At 34.6% G+C, this 17,550-nt stretch carries 15 protein-coding genes and 1 pseudogene; 9 read left to right on the top strand and 7 right to left on the bottom strand.

From position 1 onward, the window contains the following. The first annotated feature begins 121 nt into the window (after positions 1 to 121). The 5 genes and pseudogenes from GKR88_08650 to GKR88_08630 all read left to right on the top strand — a co-directional run bounded on the left by GKR88_08650 (position 122) and on the right by GKR88_08630 (position 5,157). The gene (locus tag GKR88_08650) at positions 122 to 1,828 is read left to right on the top strand and encodes a hypothetical protein (protein ID QMU64348.1); all 1,707 of its coding nucleotides are present in this window, start codon (positions 122 to 124) and stop codon (positions 1,826 to 1,828) included. Next, the gene (locus GKR88_08645; protein ID QMU64347.1) at positions 1,812 to 2,366 is read left to right on the top strand and encodes a hypothetical protein; all 555 of its coding nucleotides are present in this window, start codon (positions 1,812 to 1,814) and stop codon (positions 2,364 to 2,366) included. The genes GKR88_08650 and GKR88_08645 overlap by 17 nt, the downstream gene beginning before the upstream one ends. Positions 2,367 to 3,536: 1,170 nt before the next feature. Beyond that, entirely contained in the window at positions 3,537 to 3,803 is a 267-nt protein-coding gene (locus GKR88_08640) for a hypothetical protein (protein ID QMU64346.1), read from the top strand. A 29-nt stretch (positions 3,804 to 3,832) separates the two neighbouring features. Beyond that, positions 3,833 to 4,180: a transposase gene (locus GKR88_08635; GenBank protein QMU64345.1), complete on the top strand. Its 348-nt coding sequence runs from the start codon at positions 3,833 to 3,835 to the stop codon at positions 4,178 to 4,180. Between the two features lies 1 nt (position 4,181). After that, positions 4,182 to 5,157: pseudogene (locus GKR88_08630) on the top strand (DDE transposase). A gap of 141 nt (positions 5,158 to 5,298) precedes the next feature. On the opposite strand, the gene GKR88_08625 reads toward GKR88_08630, so the two are convergent. Together GKR88_08625 and GKR88_08620 are read right to left on the bottom strand one after the other, a co-directional pair. Next, the gene (locus GKR88_08625) at positions 5,299 to 5,853 is read right to left on the bottom strand and encodes a hypothetical protein (GenBank protein QMU64344.1); all 555 of its coding nucleotides are present in this window, start codon (positions 5,851 to 5,853) and stop codon (positions 5,299 to 5,301) included. Beyond that, complete coding sequence (locus GKR88_08620) at positions 5,837 to 6,880, bottom strand: hypothetical protein (GenBank protein ID QMU66677.1); 1,044 nt, start codon at positions 6,878 to 6,880, stop codon at positions 5,837 to 5,839. The genes GKR88_08625 and GKR88_08620 overlap by 17 nt, the downstream gene beginning before the upstream one ends. 380 nt (positions 6,881 to 7,260) lie before the next feature. Between GKR88_08620 and GKR88_08615 the strand changes: the two genes are divergently transcribed. Further along, a complete protein-coding gene (locus GKR88_08615) occupies positions 7,261 to 8,256 on the top strand; it encodes a transposase (GenBank protein ID QMU64343.1) in 996 nt (331 codons plus the stop codon). 25 nt (positions 8,257 to 8,281) lie between these two features. Here GKR88_08615 and GKR88_08610 read toward each other — a convergent pair whose 3' ends face one another. Further along, positions 8,282 to 8,938, bottom strand: coding sequence for a hypothetical protein (locus GKR88_08610; protein QMU64342.1), 657 nt, complete (start codon positions 8,936 to 8,938; stop codon positions 8,282 to 8,284). Positions 8,939 to 8,971: 33 nt separating this feature from the next. Between GKR88_08610 and GKR88_08605 the strand changes: the two genes are divergently transcribed. After that, the gene (locus tag GKR88_08605; protein QMU64341.1) at positions 8,972 to 10,225 is read left to right on the top strand and encodes an IS3 family transposase; all 1,254 of its coding nucleotides are present in this window, start codon (positions 8,972 to 8,974) and stop codon (positions 10,223 to 10,225) included. Here GKR88_08605 and GKR88_08600 read toward each other — a convergent pair. The 3 genes from GKR88_08600 to GKR88_08590 are packed head-to-tail and all read right to left on the bottom strand — an operon-like array spanning position 10,201 to position 13,368. Next, positions 10,201 to 10,935 (bottom strand): hypothetical protein, encoded by a 735-nt coding sequence (locus GKR88_08600; protein QMU64340.1) that lies wholly within the window; start codon positions 10,933 to 10,935, stop codon positions 10,201 to 10,203. The two genes, GKR88_08605 and GKR88_08600, sit on opposite strands and share 25 nt — an antisense overlap. Then, entirely contained in the window at positions 10,874 to 12,772 is a 1,899-nt protein-coding gene (locus tag GKR88_08595) for a hypothetical protein (GenBank protein ID QMU64339.1), read from the bottom strand. Before GKR88_08595 ends, GKR88_08600 begins: the two co-directional genes overlap by 62 nt. Positions 12,773 to 12,777: 5 nt before the next feature. Continuing rightward, a complete protein-coding gene (locus GKR88_08590) occupies positions 12,778 to 13,368 on the bottom strand; it encodes a hypothetical protein (GenBank protein QMU64338.1) in 591 nt (196 codons plus the stop codon). 341 nt (positions 13,369 to 13,709) lie between these two features. Here GKR88_08590 and GKR88_08585 point away from each other — a divergent pair, with 341 nt between their 5' ends. Then, entirely contained in the window at positions 13,710 to 14,705 is a 996-nt protein-coding gene (locus tag GKR88_08585) for a transposase (protein QMU64337.1), read from the top strand. Positions 14,706 to 14,730: 25 nt separating this feature from the next. Here the strand turns inward: GKR88_08585 and GKR88_08580 are convergent, their stop codons facing one another. Next, positions 14,731 to 16,923, bottom strand: a complete 2,193-nt coding sequence (locus GKR88_08580) for a hypothetical protein (protein QMU64336.1) — start codon at positions 16,921 to 16,923, stop codon at positions 14,731 to 14,733. Positions 16,924 to 16,983: 60 nt separating this feature from the next. Here GKR88_08580 and GKR88_08575 point away from each other — a divergent pair, with 60 nt between their 5' ends. Next, the gene (locus tag GKR88_08575) at positions 16,984 to 17,205 is read left to right on the top strand and encodes a hypothetical protein (GenBank protein ID QMU64335.1); all 222 of its coding nucleotides are present in this window, start codon (positions 16,984 to 16,986) and stop codon (positions 17,203 to 17,205) included. The last annotated feature ends 345 nt before the right edge of the window (positions 17,206 to 17,550 follow it).

Here is a 17,550-nt window from a genome sequence, read left to right as displayed (position 1 = left end):
CCTAATACTTAATACTCACATCTCCATACTTACTACTCCACTACCAATGACCAATTACTAATTACTAATTCACCAATGAACCAACAGATACCCGGAATTTTTTTTTATATTTGGGTAAGTTATGAGAGTAAGCATGCTGAGATACCGTAATTTTTTTCTTTGTAGAAAGACATCGCAAAAAAAAGCGACCGGTGTTCATTTTTTTTGCATAAGGTATCCTTATGATGCGTTAAATAGAATCACAGGGGCAACAGGCTCAACTTCATCAAATTATGATTTAAAAGGAGTAAATTATGACAAGAATGGAAATATTTTAGGTCTTGAAAGATATGGACACGTAAATGAAGAAGCAACAGAGTTTGGGGTGATGGACGATTTACATTATCGTTATGATACAGGGAATAAATTACTAGGAGTATTGGATAAATCTGAAATTACACAAGGCTTTAAAGATGGAAATACTTCAACTGTAGATTACACCTATGATACCAATGGAAATATGATTGCAGATAAGAATAAAGGCATTATACATATAGATTACAATCACTTGAATTTACCAACTTTAGTACAATTAGAAACAGGTAAAATTTTGTATACTTATGATGCAAGTGGAGTAAAGTTAAGAAAAGTAGTTGATGATGGTTATGCTAGTAGTTTTACAACAACAGACTATGCAGGGAATCATATTTATGAAAATGATAAACTACAGTTCTTTAATCAGCCGGAGGGGTATGTAAAAAACGAGGATGGCAAGTTCGGATATGTATATCAATATAAAGACCACTTGGGGAATGTACGATTATCCTATGCAGATACCGATGATTCGGGGGATATATCTCAAGATGAGATTGTAGAGGAGAGCTCGTATTATCCTTTTGGACTGAAACATAAAGGGTATAATAATGTTGTAAATGGCGTTAAAAACAACTACAAAACGTTCCAAGGACAGGAAATTTCAAAAGAGCTTGGATTGAATGTTTTGGAATTTAGATACAGAATGCACGACCCAGCAATTGGAAGATTTTGGCAAATAGATCCATTAGGAGAAGAGTATAGTTATCAATCACCTTACAATTTTGCTGAAAATAGAGTTATTGATGGTATTGAACTTGAGGGGTTAGAATGGATGAGTATAAAGGACGATGATGACAATATAACAGGATATAATTGGGTTGGTTATAATGATAATGGAACAGCAGTCGAAGGAAGTGTTGGTGATGCAGCATTAGTTATGGGTAATGGGTCTGTTGTGCATTTTACCACGCAGTCTGGTGAAAATGGAAGAATGGAAAGTGCTGTTAACATTTTAACACCAAATGAAAACGGTATGGTGGAAATGCCTGAAAGCGGAACAACTTTTACTTCATACAATAGAAATGATGGACAAAGAAATGGACAAACTATTCAAGATGGTTGGGGAACGGCAGGAAATGTAGCCAATTTTATAAATCTATCTGGACAATATGAATCTCAATTTAGAGGAGATAGACTTCAATTTGGTGATTTTTCTACAGAAACAGGAGACTCTCCTTTTTTTAGGACAAGAAGGGGGTGGGCGCAACACTCCACTCATTATAATGGAAGTCAAGCAGATTTTAGATATACAAATTCTTCAGGTCAAACTATAATAGGTCAAGGAAAAAGAGCTGCAGGGCTTTCTGATCCAAGCAGAGTTCAAACATTAGTTAATATAGCTAATAGTCTTGGAATGGATCACATCCATTTAGGCACTCCATTACAAGACAAAATAAAAGGGCAAGGAGTAAAATTTAATAGTGGACATAATAACCATATACATATAGGAACTGGAAATGGGAAAAAGAAATAAAATAATTATCGCATTCTTAATATTTTTGGTAATCATTTCTTGTAATAAAAAACCTAATATAAGAAATATTAATTTTGATAAGTTTTATATTAAGGAATTAGGTTTTAAAGGGTTTAATATTGATAGTCTAGATAGTGTATATCCTGACAAATTAATTGAAGTTGATAGCTCTGATTTGGCGTTTAAAAAAATATTAAAAAATAATACTTCTGCAAAATATTACTATTATTCTGTTTTAGACACAACAAACCATTATTCTTATGTTTATTACTTTTATAATGAAGGCAAAGAATATTGTTTAAGTATCATAAACTATTCTAAAAAAGGAGAATTAATTGATTCTCATCCTTTAATTTGTAATGGAGGTGAAGATTTTTATGAAATTAAATCAAAATTCATCAATGATAGTATTATTGAACAAGTAAGTATTGAAGGCTATTACTCATATGACCCTGATTCATTAATTATTGATAAATCGGAAAAATCGATTATTAAATTAAAATCTACAGGAGAGATTTTAGTTAATCCTAGTAATTGATAGATAAGGGTAATGCCCTACAGATTCTTATTAAAAATAAGGAAAAATAAATAAAAACCACTTCTAACGAGGTGGTTTTTTAGTTTCAAAGCACGTTTTCAAAAAAACTTATCAACAATTCTTTTTTCGTCTCTATCCCTTGCTGTGACTAGCCTCTCGCTGTTTTTTCTTTGTTTTTCTTTTCTGCCCCATTCCGTCCTCATTTCAGGGGTTTTTGTGGGGGCGAAAAACACAGAAAAACGAAACCAAAAACAGCCCAAAACCAACGCAAAAAAGAGAAGAAAAAGCACAAAAAAGAACAGAAACAAAGCCCTAAATCTGAGAGCCGAAAAACGGCTAAAAAAGAGCAAAAAACAGGCTTAAAATTGCTTTTAAAAATCAAATACTAAATTGACAAAAAAGGGAACAAATAAGAACCGCCTAAAACTTGTATTGAGTTTGCCGAAATATCAAAAATAGTTCGTTTAAAAACGAAAATAAATTGGGTTAAAAACCCTAAAAAAAACCTCAAAAAATGCCCCAACAAAACAGCACAAAAAAAAAGAAAAAAGCCCCACCGCAAAGCGGTAAAAAAGCCCAAAAACGAATTTTATTTGTTGTGATAAAACCAAAAAATAAGGCAAAAATTAACATACAAAATTACAGTCGAAAAAGCCCCACCGCAAGGCGGTAAAAAGCCCAAAAATAGAAAGGAAAACCACCGACATTTTTGGCGAAAATCAAAAAATACACTAAAAAAACACAATTAAAATTATACAATTTTATTATAAAATACTGATAATAAATATTTAAAAATTATAAAAAACTATACATAAACAGATAAAAGGATTTTGGTCAGCAGAAAACAAAAAAGCCCCACCGCAAAGCGGTAAAAAAGTCCAAAAATTCTCGTCTTTGACGTGATGAAATCGAATAATTGACTGAAAAACTAACAAATAATTGACAAAATAGTTACAAAAAACCCACAAAAAAGCCCCAAAAATAGAACTGTAATACAGAGCAAAAAAAGAAAAGAAAAAAAAGCCAAAAAAAATGCCTGTGGTGGCTCACCACAAAAAGCCCAAAAAAACAACTCGCCTTTGGCGTGATGGAGCCTAATAATCGGCTCAAAAAAGGATACATAAATGACTGTTCCAGTCAAAAAAAACTTTTGCTTACGGCAATAAAAAAATGAAATTTAACGTAAAAAAATGCTTTAAAAAGACCAAAAACGAAACGAAAAAAAGCCCAAGAAAAACCACCACCAAAAAAACTAAAAAACCAAACCCAAAACACAAAAAATCCCCCACAAAAACCCCTGAAATGAGGACGGAATGGGGCAGAAAAGAAAAACAAAGAAAAAACAGCGAGAGGCTAGTCACAGTAAGGGATAGAGACGAAAAAAGAATTGTTGATAAGTTTTTTTGGATCAAGCAAAAAGTTTGTGGAGTAGGTTAATTTTTTAGAGTTTTGGTTTAAAAACTCAAATGCATACACAAGAGCTCCTGAAGCATTTTTTACCCGAAGGTATTTTAGATTACTTTGAACTTAAAGAGGTAAAAGATTCAACGAACAAACTTACTTTGGTTTTAGAAGAAAAACCTATACAACCAGATGAGTTATCTCATCGTAAATTACATTCCAAAGGATTTTACCCAGTAGTAGATATTCAAGATTTTCCAGTACGTAACAAGGCTTGTTTTTTACAAGTAAAACGTAGACGATGGTTAGATGTTGATACCTCAGAAGTATTCTCAAGAGATTGGAATTTGGTAGCAAAGGGAACTCGAATGACAGAAGAGTTCTCTCTTTTTTTAAAGAGGCTTGTTAGATAGTATTCCAGTAAGTTGTAAAAGTTTATCTACCTACTATCACCTTAACGGCAAGCGATTAGAAGAACAATATCGCAATCATTTAAGTAACTTTTTGACTTGGGATCAATTAGCTCATGCCGACCAATGGCTGCTTTTTAAGAAGAATATAGGAACTCATTTAAGTATTGATGAAGTAGCATACTCAAGGCGAGCTCTATACAGTGATTACCAACAAAGCAGGTAAAGGAAAACGAGGCAGTTTAGTAGCCATAGTAGCTACCACACAAAGTGAACGAGTCATAGAAGTGTTAAGGAAAATTCCAAGTAAAGACCGATATTTAGTAGAAGAAATCACTTTGGATATGGCACCTACTATGGAAAAGATTGCTAAAAAAGCCTTTCCTAAAGCTACTCAGGTCACAGACCGATTTCATGTACAAAAACGAGCTTATGATGCCTTGCAAGAAATTCGAATACAGTATAGATGGAAAACCATAGAACAAGAAAATAATGAAATAGCATTGGCTAAAGAAACAGGAAAAAACTTTAAACCGAATATCCTTGACAATGGAGATACTCCCAAACAACTACTAGCTAGAAGTAGGTATTTACTCTTTAAAGCCCCTAACAAATGGACAGCCAAACAAAAATTTAGAGCAGAATTACTCTTTGAAAGATACCCCAACTTGGAACGAGCTTATGAGCTTACTAGAGAACTGGCAACGATTTATCAAAAGACAAAAGACAAGGCGGTAGCATATACAAAACTAGCTAGATGGTATGATAAGGTAGAAAAATCAGAGTTCAGTAAAAGTTTTGGAACAGTAGCTAGATCAATACAAAGTCATTATCGAAGCATCTTAAATTTCTTTGATAATAGAAGTACCAATGCTTCTGCTGAATCTTTTAATGCTAAAATAAAAACTTTTAGACTACAATTTAGAGGCGTAAGATCTGTTCCTTTCTTCCTATTCAGACTATCTAAAATTTATGCGTAAAAATCTAAATCCCACAACTTTTTTGCTTGACCCGTTTTTTTGAAAACGTGCTTTGAAACTAAAAAACCACCTCGTTAGAAGTGGTTTTTATTTATTTTTCCTTATTTTTAATAAGAATCTGTAGGGCATTACCCTTATCTATCAATTACTAGGATTAACTAAAATCTCTCCTGTAGATTTTAATTTAATAATCGATTTTTCCGATTTATCAATAATTAATGAATCAGGGTCATATGAGTAATAGCCTTCAATACTTACTTGTTCAATAATACTATCATTGATGAATTTTGATTTAATTTCATAAAAATCTTCACCTCCATTACAAATTAAAGGATGAGAATCAATTAATTCTCCTTTTTTAGAATAGTTTATGATACTTAAACAATATTCTTTGCCTTCATTATAAAAGTAATAAACATAAGAATAATGGTTTGTTGTGTCTAAAACAGAATAATAGTAATATTTTGCAGAAGTATTATTTTTTAATATTTTTTTAAACGCCAAATCAGAGCTATCAACTTCAATTAATTTGTCAGGATATACACTATCTAGACTATCAATATTAAACCCTTTAAAACCTAATTCCTTAATATAAAACTTATCAAAATTAATATTTCTTATATTAGGTTTTTTATTACAAGAAATGATTACCAAAAATATTAAGAATGCGATAATTATTTTATTTCTTTTTCCCATTTCCAGTTCCTATATGTATATGGTTATTATGTCCACTATTAAATTTTACTCCTTGCCCTTTTATTTTGTCTTGTAATGGAGTGCCTAAATGGATGTGATCCATTCCAAGACTATTAGCTATATTAACTAATGTTTGAACTCTGCTTGGATCAGAAAGCCCTGCAGCTCTTTTTCCTTGACCTATTATAGTTTGACCTGAAGAATTTGTATATCTAAAATCTGCTTGACTTCCATTATAATGAGTGGAGTGTTGCGCCCACCCCCTTCTTGTCCTAAAAAAAGGAGAGTCTCCTGTTTCTGTAGAAAAATCACCAAATTGAAGTCTATCTCCTCTAAATTGAGATTCATATTGTCCAGATAGATTTATAAAATTGGCTACATTTCCTGCCGTTCCCCAACCATCTTGAATAGTTTGTCCATTTCTTTGTCCATCATTTCTATTGTATGAAGTAAAAGTTGTTCCGCTTTCAGGCATTTCCACCATACCGTTTTCATTTGGTGTTAAAATGTTAACAGCACTTTCCATTCTTCCATTTTCACCAGACTGCGTGGTAAAATGCACAACAGACCCATTACCCATAACTAATGCTGCATCACCAACACTTCCTTCGACTGCTGTTCCATTATCATTATAACCAACCCAATTATATCCTGTTATATTGTCATCATCGTCCTTTATACTCATCCATTCTAACCCCTCAAGTTCAATACCATCAATAACTCTATTTTCAGCAAAATTGTAAGGTGATTGATAACTATACTCTTCTCCTAATGGATCTATTTGCCAAAATCTTCCAATTGCTGGGTCGTGCATTCTGTATCTAAATTCCAAAACATTCAATCCAAGCTCTTTTGAAATTTCCTGTCCTTGGAACGTTTTGTAGTTGTTTTTAACGCCATTTACAACATTATTATACCCTTTATGTTTGAGTCCAAAGGGATAATACGAGCTCTCCTCTACAATCTCATCTTGAGATATATCCCCCGAATCATCGGTATCTGTGTATGATAGTCTAATATTCCCCAAGTGGTCTTTATATTGATATACATATTGATAATTCAGCAAATACTCCGGATTACCGTCTCTACCAATACTGTAATTGGGTTTTACATAGCCTTCCTTTAGATTAGCAAATAGAAATAATTACTTAAAATAAAAACATAATAGTTATGATGAAATTTCTTTTTTTGCTTCTTTTTTTCTTTGTTAATAACTCTTATTTTGTTGATAACCAAAAACACAAAAGAACGGAGTGAACTTTAGCGGCCAGCTAGCTTTTTAGAGCCATCCCCCGTATTAGTCTCCGTTCTTTTTAAAAGTTACTTAGAACCATATAGAATTTCAGTTTCTGCCCTTATTAAAGGTCTTAGTTTAAGTAACTATTATTAATATCTAATTACAAAATTATGAAAACAAATGAAATTATCGGAATCGATGTCAGTAAATTATTAATTGATGTTTGTATCTATTCTAAACAAATTGTTCAACAGTTTGAGAACAGTAAATCTGGATTTAAATTAATGCTAAAGTGGAGTTTTAAAAATTCGTCTTTCTCTAAAGAAGAAACCATGTTTGTATTTGAACATACAGGAATGTACTCTCATTTATTATCTGTGTCTTTAACTGAACAAAAATTATCTTTTTTCATAGCTTCTGGTTTAGAAATTAAAAGATCTATTGGTATTGCTCGTGGAAAGGATGACCAAATTGATGCCAAACGCATTGCTCTATATGGGTATCGATTAAAAGAAGAACTTAAACCCAGTAAGCTACCTAAAAGAAGTATATTACAACTAAAAAGTCTCTTATCTTTAAGGACAAAACTTAACAAACAAAGAGCTGGTTTTAAAGTTACTTTGAAAGAACAAAAAAGAATTTATAAAGCAAAAGAGTATAAAATAATCTTTGACGTTCAACAAAAAATGATTGCAGAACTAACCAAACAAATACACAAGATTAATACTCAAATGCAAGCTATTATTGACCAAAATATAATGTTAAAAGAAACCTATAAACTTGTTACTAGTGTTAAAGGTATAGGAATGCAAACTGCTATAATGATGATTGTGTTTACTGACAATTTTTCAAAATTTGAAAACTGGAGAAAGTTTGCCTCTTATTGTGGTGTTGCTCCTTTTCCTTACCAATCTGGAACTAGTATTAAAGGACGTACAAAAGTCTCTCATTTGGCTAATAAAAAATTGAAAGCAATTATTAATATGTGCGCTATTTCTGCTATACAACATAACCCAGAAATGAAATTATACTATCATAAAAGAATAAAACAAGGCAAAAGTAAAATGAGTACCGTTAACATTATTAGAAACAAATTAATAGCAAGAGTGTTTGCCGTTGTCAAACGACAAACACCCTATGTAGATACTTTTAAATTTGCTGCATAAATTAGTAAAAATAATATCTCAACTTTTACTTGTTTTTATCATAGAATACGGGAGTAGCAAAAAACTGCAAAACGTTGTTTTCATATACAAAACTACCTGCATAGCTTGTATGTCTTTCTTCTCCTGTTGTTTCATTAACTAAAAACTTTGACATCTTTACTCCTGTTGCATCATACTTATATGAAATACTACTATCATCTTCAAAACGTACTCCAACAGGTAGGTTTAAATGGTTGTACCATATATCTGTAATTCCTTTATTCTTATCCGATATCATATTACCATTCACATCATAGGTATAATCATCTCCCGAAGTATTTCCATCCTTAAATCCTTCGGTAACCCCCGAAGCATCCGCTACTTTTAGCAGTTGGTTTCCACTGTTATATGTATAGGTCAAATCATCCATCAGTCCAAAAGCGGTGGCATCGGGGTTTAGGTGTCCTTGCCTTTGCAAGGCAAGAATATTTTCGTTTTTATCATAATCCACACTGTTAAGGTTGTATTTTCCGGTATTATCTATAGCGCTTACAATCCTGTTCAGATGATCGTAGCTATACGAATAGGTTTTGGTACTGCTATCGGTATTGAGCGTATTCCAATGAGTTTGACTGATATTTCCGTTAAAAAGCGCTGTGGCACCCGCCGCAGGTTTGTTATAACGCAAAGTAAAGTTAAACAAATCGTTGTCGTCTTTTGTGACCCGTCCTGAAATATGTATACAAAAAACAACAAGTATATGTATAAAAATGATGGATATGTAAGACGTTATAGTGAGAGTTTTAAACTCAAAGTATTAGCAGAACTTACCAAAGGAAACCATTCCAAAAGACAAATTGCCTTAACTTACGGCATACAATCTAGTACGATAAACGTATGGATTAAAAAATATGACCGTAAAGATTTAATGAACACCCGTGTAACCGTGCAAACAGACGACGAATTATCCCGTATTAAAGCCCTTCAAAAAGAGCTAAAACAACTCAAAGATCTTCTTATTAAAAAGGATCTAGATAAACTTGTGAATGATAGTTATCTTGAAGTAGCTGCTGAAAATCTTGGCTATAAAAATGTTGAAGAATTAAAAAAAAAACTTAAACATAAAGCCTTAATGAAAATAGCACCGATTAATAGAAAAAAAAGAAGGTACGCCATCGCTACTATTTGTAATGCTTTCGAGTTAAAAAGAGATGCTTATTACAAATATCAAAAAAGGTTTGTTCTTAAAAAACAAATAGAACAAAATGTAATAATGCTTGTTAAAAAAAGCAGGAAAACATTACCCAGAGAAGGTACTAGAAAGCTAATGAAATCCTTACATAATGATTTTAGGAAACAGAATATAAATATAGGTAGAGACCAGTTATTTAGAATCTTAAAAGAAAATAATTTGTTAATTAGAAGGAAAAAATATTCTTCTAAAACAACCAACTCTTACCATCGTTTTTATAAATATAAAAATATCATAAAAGACCTGATCATTAATAGACCTAACCAAGTTTGGGCTTCGGATATTACCTATATAAGAACTATAAATGGATTTTGTTATTTAGCACTTATTACTGATATGTATTCAAGAAAAATAGTAGGCTATGATATTAGTGATAGTTTAGAACTTAAAGGCTGTGTTAGAGCTTTAAATAAAGCTATTTATCAAACTAAAAATACCGAAGAAATCATACATCATTCTGATAGAGGAATACAATATTGTAGCAATGTTTATACTCAAATTTTGAAAAGAAAAAAGATACAAATCAGTATGACCCAAGAAAATCATTGCTACGAAAACGCAATGGCCGAAAGAGTTAACGGAATTTTAAAAGATGAATTCTTCCTCGACCAAACATTTACAAATATCAATCACGCCAAAAAAGCAACAAAAAATGCAATCAAATTATATAATAATAAAAGATTACATTTATCTTTAGATTATAAAACACCTAATTACGTGCACAAAAATGTAGCATAAATTTTAATAATTAACTGTAGCCCTATTTTAGGACGAGACATTGTATCTTGATTGATGTTTTGCAACCATCCGCGTACGTTGTACGTATAATCTACCTGTTGCAAAGGCCCTGCGGCATACGTTTTTCCACCTACTGCCTTAGCGGTCAGCTGCCCCAATTCGTCATAGGTGTTTTTCAGTAGTTGCTCACTAGCTCGCGCTCCATTGATATTTTGAGTTTGCGAAACCAACCTTCCCACATGGTCATAGGTAAAGGTATCCGTTATGATTTGGGTTCCTAACAGATGGTCGTCGGTTTTTGTATGAAAAGTGGTAGTCTCTAGTACTTTTCCAACAAAATCCGGGTTGGATTTTACGATGTCTGTGGTTTGCAAAAACTCATTTTTGCTGTATACATAAATGACCTGTCCTTTGTTATTGTAATAATTTACTGTAGTGATCCACTTAGCGGGGTTGCTTTCCAGCACTCTTACCCTGTTGCCCGTAGGCAGGCCTTTTACCTTCTCTGTTACCGTATGATTGTATACGGCTCCCATAGCACCGGGCAGAACAGACCCTGCCAGGTCAAAATTATAATCATCATAGTAGTTTACCGTTAGTACCTCTATATTGGTTCTCGGAAATGAGGTATTGGAATAGTAGGTATTTTCAAATCCGGTACCACTGCTTACCTTGTCTTCTTTTATCAGCACATAGGGAATGGGAGGCATGGGGTGTATGGTATTTTGACTGATAAAATAGTGCTGCATGGCACTTTGACTGATCTGTGAATCGTGGGTGTAGATACCGGTATAAGCCACCCTTCCAAAGACATCGTATTTGGTTAAAGAGCCATTGTTTTAACGGTTTTTGCCTGGCATCCTGGGTCAGTACGGGCCTGTTGAGCTTGTCATAGATGATCACCTCTTCTCCTTTGCCGGGAATTTTCTTTTTTACCAGCCTTTTTTGAGTGTCGTAAGTATAACGATATGCAAGGTGGTCCAAAGCATTTTGTACGGTACTTAATGCCGCTGTACCGGCCTCCATTTTGGGAGGTAGCACAAAGCTAAGGTTTCCATAATCGTCATAGATATAGTAGGTATCGTGCTTTTGGCCATTATTGTAAGCTCTTTTGAGGACTACCTGTCCGCTTTTGTTTTTAAATTCTTCGGTAGTGTGGTTGTGTCCGTGTGCGGTAGTCCAGTTTTCGTCTTTGGTAACGGTTTTAAAGAGTGTTCCTGCCGCATAATATCCGTTGTTGACGGCAGTGTTGTGCTGCAATGTTCCTTTCAGGTTGCTATCCAGAGAAACGGTATATAAGCGTACTTCGTCAGCCATGTTTAAGTAATAATCAAAACGTATTTCATGCCCGCTTTCCATGGCCCAGTCATTTCCCGGAGCGGCTTGTTTTAATACCCTGTTGAGCGGAGAATCGTCAAAAGACTTTTTAGAATAAGGGTTTGTAGTGTTCTGATATGCGGCAATATTGTAAAACGCTTCTGTTTTTACCTTGCTGTTGACATCGTAAAAGCTAAGGTCGTCGCCGGCGTCATATGGCAGGTATTCTTTTGATTGCCTGCCAAATGCATCGTAATCAATATGTGTGATGATGCTATTGCTCGAAGCACTTTGGTTGACGGCAATATTTTGTATGGGGCGTCCTAAGCCGTCAAAATAGACCACCTGCTTAACAGCATCTTTTTTTTTCGTAATCTGGGAAATATCGCTTACTTCTTTTTGAGGGGTGATGGTATATATATAGTTCATATTACTAAACTCAACTCCCGGCGGGCATCCGGTGGTACTGCCATTTCCGTTTGTATAGGGGCACCGGTCGGAATCATCGGAAACATAGCCTTCGGGCTGCGTACACTGTACGATTGTATTACCGGGGTCTCCTAAGCCGTCTTCATCCGAATCGGCATACCAGGTGGGGCCGCCAATAGTGCTCAGGGTAACGCTTACCGAGCTTCCTCTTAGGCTCCAGCTACCGGTTGCCGTATTTCTTGCTCTTATACGGTAGGTTCCGGATGTTGTTACGGTATAGGGGTCGGTTGCAGGAAGCGAAGTATCGGTTCCGTATTTGTTGGTTCCCTGCCAATACCACATTTCTCCCTGAGGAATGGTACCTGTTTTTTGCAGCACCGCCCGGGTACAGTTTTGACTTAGAATGGTCGGTGGAGGTGGCGGATTGGGAATTGCCGTACGGATGATGTTCACATGGTATACGGATTGCATTCTGCCGCTGCTAGACTCCAAAACATCATAGTAGATTTTTGCCTCTCCGGTTTTATGCCATTGAATCACTGCGGAAGATTTGGTATATGTTATAAGTTTTCCGGCATCTGCATCTACGGACCATTCAAAGGCTCCTACTTCCAGCCTTCTTGGAAAAATAACTTCATAGGTCATCCGGTCATTTGGATGTACACTTTCTTTGCCTGTAATAACAGGGATGTCTGCTTTTTTTTCTTTGGATTCAAAAGCCCATTTCTGAGCGTTGTTGATGCCAATGCTCAAGAGGCACAGCACAAATATGATGGTTTTATGATTAAAAAAATGTGTCATAGCTGCTAGTTTTTATAGTTATAGGTTGTTTTACTTAGAATTTTACCGTAGGCATCTTTTATAAACTCCAGTCGGTTTTGTGCGTCATAATCATAATAGGTGGTATACCCTCTGGGGTCTGTAATGGTTTTTATTCCTACCAGATTTTCGTATGTATAGGTAGTTACCTGCGCATGGGGTAGTGCATCTCTGATCGCCTGTAAGGCATCTCTGAGATGTTGCGAATCTCCGTTTTCAGAGGCATTTACAGCAGCAGTTACCAGTGCGGAAGCAGGGGTGATATTGCCTTGACCGGCAATTTTAGCTATGGGGTACTTTTTATGGTAGTCCCATATATACCGGGTTTTTAAACTACTGCCTTTTACATAGGCCTCCAGCAGGTTTCCTTTGTCATCATATTGAGTAAAGTTGACCTGTTGGTCTGCTATATGGTCTTCCGTATATGAGGGTGAATATATTCTCGGGTATGGCTGATTGGGGTCAAAACCACCGGAGATATTCCGAAAGTAGTAGTGATGGTTTGTATGCCCAATGACCACATCGTTTTTTGTGGTTTTGGCCTCCAACACCGGCGTAAGTATGTTATAGCTCAGCATAGAAGTATTGCGTTCCAAAGGATACTTGAATGTTTCAACAACTTCATCTCCTTCCTTTAGATTAGCAAATAGAAATAATTACTTAAAATAAAAACATAATAGTTATGATGAAATTTCTTTTTTTGCTTCTTTTTTTCTTTGTTAATAACTCTTATTTTGTTGATAACCAAAAACACAAAAGAACGGAGTGAACTTTAGCGGCCAGCTAGCTTTTTAGAGCCATCCCCCGTATTAGTCTCCGTTCTTTTTAAAAGTTACTTAGAACCATATAGAATTTCAGTTTCTGCCCTTATTAAAGGTCTTAGTTTAAGTAACTATTATTAATATCTAATTACAAAATTATGAAAACAAATGAAATTATCGGAATCGATGTCAGTAAATTATTAATTGATGTTTGTATCTATTCTAAACAAATTGTTCAACAGTTTGAGAACAGTAAATCTGGATTTAAATTAATGCTAAAGTGGAGTTTTAAAAATTCGTCTTTCTCTAAAGAAGAAACCATGTTTGTATTTGAACATACAGGAATGTACTCTCATTTATTATCTGTGTCTTTAACTGAACAAAAATTATCTTTTTTCATAGCTTCTGGTTTAGAAATTAAAAGATCTATTGGTATTGCTCGTGGAAAGGATGACCAAATTGATGCCAAACGCATTGCTCTATATGGGTATCGATTAAAAGAAGAACTTAAACCCAGTAAGCTACCTAAAAGAAGTATATTACAACTAAAAAGTCTCTTATCTTTAAGGACAAAACTTAACAAACAAAGAGCTGGTTTTAAAGTTACTTTGAAAGAACAAAAAAGAATTTATAAAGCAAAAGAGTATAAAATAATCTTTGACGTTCAACAAAAAATGATTGCAGAACTAACCAAACAAATACACAAGATTAATACTCAAATGCAAGCTATTATTGACCAAAATATAATGTTAAAAGAAACCTATAAACTTGTTACTAGTGTTAAAGGTATAGGAATGCAAACTGCTATAATGATGATTGTGTTTACTGACAATTTTTCAAAATTTGAAAACTGGAGAAAGTTTGCCTCTTATTGTGGTGTTGCTCCTTTTCCTTACCAATCTGGAACTAGTATTAAAGGACGTACAAAAGTCTCTCATTTGGCTAATAAAAAATTGAAAGCAATTATTAATATGTGCGCTATTTCTGCTATACAACATAACCCAGAAATGAAATTATACTATCATAAAAGAATAAAACAAGGCAAAAGTAAAATGAGTACCGTTAACATTATTAGAAACAAATTAATAGCAAGAGTGTTTGCCGTTGTCAAACGACAAACACCCTATGTAGATACTTTTAAATTTGCTGCATAAATTAGTAAAAATAATATCTCAACTTTTACTTGTTTTTATCATAGAATACGGAGGTGGTGGTTTTCTTTTCTGTTAGCTGTTGCAAACTGTTATAACTGTACTGCTGTTTGGTAGCTATTACTCTGCCGGGCATATATTGAATGGTTTCCCTGCTTGTCATATAACTGTCTATGCCTCTGATTGGATATGCGCCTATCATATGGGTTACTACAGCGGTAGTATACTCTTGAGAGAACCCTACTTTTTTTATTTGCGGACCAAACTTAAAGCCATTTACACAATCATACCTTATTGCACTTGCATAGGTATTGATGATTTTTTGTTTAAGAGAATCATATTTGTCATACATATACTGCTCCAGTAAAGAACCGTTTCTTGTTAAGGAGGCTTCCCTGGTGGGTAGATTTAATTCATTTAAATTACCATGTACGTACCATTGATTGTTGTGGGTAATGGGAAAAATTCCTTCATCATTGTGATTTTCATACACATCTTTTATTTTTCCAATAGTAACGGTTTGACTATTGTTGGCCAGCAAATGCTCTGTAACACTGTTATATCCTACAAAATTTCCCGAAGCATTTGTTGAAGGGGCCATCATACTGTTTGAATTCAATGACCTTCTAAAGCCTCTGCCTAAATTTTGGACAAGGAAACCTTGAGCACTCCGAGCAATGATATAATCCCAGCGTGGTATGTATGATTTATTAAAGAAGTGTAGCGGTGTCATTAGCTTACCTCTCTGGTAGGTATATTTTTTTTGACTGATTTTTGTATGGTCAAAATTGTAGTTTTCTATTTTTTGTATTCTCAGACCGGCTCCGTAAGATATTCTTCCTTCGGTATATACCGTATTGGATGTATCTTCATAATTGGGGACTATATAATTATTAAAAGAATTTAATTCGTAATAAAATCGGGTATAGCCTCCTGTAGGATAGCTGATCTTTTTCAGGATACCTGCTTTGGTATATGTATCCCTTGAACTCCTGTTATTAGCAGAATATGAATAAAGGTTATGAGGAGTAGCAATATCATAGTGAAACCTGAAAATATTGGGAAACGTATCGGCATTTGAATGTCCGTTATAATAACCCCAATAGTCTACGGCAGTGGATGTTTTTCGGGGTAATGGAGTGGTATTGTATTCAAATATATGAGCCGGTTTTCCCGGTTCGGTGATGGAAGTAAGTTTTAAACGATGTGTGTTTTCCGTACTGCTTTTAGTACTTTTAGTATCGTAATAATAAGAGCCGTTGGTATGTCCGATAAAATAGTCATAACTAAAATCAACTGCTTTGATGAGCTTTGAACTGCTCTCTGAGGATTTTACTTCTATTTTGTCAAGTTTTTTTGCTCCGACATTGTCCAATCTGTCTGATGAGGTAAACAATACAACTCCTGCATTAAATGTAATCTTATTCAAGTAAGAAAAAGATTGTGCTGTCCTGGAGTAAGATGTTGAGGTGGACGGTGATAACCCGGAACTATAACCTTGATATATATTTTGATTGACTAAGGGGTGGGGACCCAGATCTTCATAATCGGTAATACTTTTGGATACCGACGAAAAATTTTCTACCGGATTTGTAACGGTATAGAAATACTCGATATGGTCATTTTGATTGGTGTAGATATGAGTAAGCTTGTATACTCTTGACGAGGTTTCGCCGATCAATCTACTGGAGGTGGATAAGCTTCCGGTTCCATAGGAAAAGGAAGTAGAAGATTGATCTAAAAATGTTGTTTCTTCCTTGAGTTCAAAGACTAAATGATGTCCTTCGGGAGTGGTGATGACAAATTCGTCCGTAGTGTTTGCTATTTTTTTGATTTTAATTTTAGAATCCGTTAAGCATCTATAGGTTTCCGTTGCCCAATCCAGTACAAAGGTTCCCGAATATCCCAGGGCATTGAATTTGAATACATCCGGCTCATAATCTTTATCACCTACCATTAGCCCTACCGGAATTAGCGCATTCGGGTCTTCATGTGTCGGGCTGCTCGAAGGCATGTTTAAAGGAATGTTAAACTCATCAGAAGTAATCTGCATATTTGTTCCGGTGCATGTACTGAGAATCCCGGTTGGGCTACTCCCTCCCGAAGCAATGTTTGCAATTTGATCGATATTGATGATATCTCTATTCTTATAGCGACCAAAATCATCAAAGCCATTGACGATTTGTACGATACTCCCGCCTGCCTGTAAGGTCCATCCCAAACCGGTCCACCCGGCTTCTTCACTAACGCGGAAACCGTTGGAATGGGAATGTTCAACCCCTTGGCTTCAATAGTATATATGGGAATTGAAATATTGGGTACTCCGGTATATTTACTAACGGGAATCTCACCATATTTTAAGAACTCAAAAGCCGTTGGGCTTGGAGGCATGACATTGGGCAGGCCGTTATTGCTATTCAATTGGGTCTGTAAAAGATGTGTGCATAGCAAAGCGATTGCACAGGATAAACATATGTTTTTCATATTGATTTGTTTTAAGTGATACTTCTATTTTGTTGATTTAGTGGTTGTCATATATTGATTTTTTATAAACTAATACGACAAACTTATTTGCTTTTTTTGAAACTTCAGTACGGCCGAGCCGTACTAAAAGTACGCCTGAAACGTACTTTTTTTACTTTTCGCTTTTTCTCATATAGTGTAGCTTTTTAGGGTTCATACTATTTTTATTTGGCAATATTCTTTCATTCCGGAGCCTATGCAACTGATAAAAAATAAACCAGTAAAAGAGCAGCGCTCAACAATACATTTATCATAGTAGGTAAATTTTTAGACTAGCAATTTGCCAAGGGTTAATTACTATTTATGTGTGGAAAAAAGAGTGCTT

Source organism: Flavobacteriaceae bacterium (assembly GCA_014075215.1).
Classification (GTDB): Bacteria; Bacteroidota; Bacteroidia; order Flavobacteriales; family Flavobacteriaceae; genus Polaribacter.
This window is presented reverse-complemented; position numbering and strand designations above follow the sequence as displayed.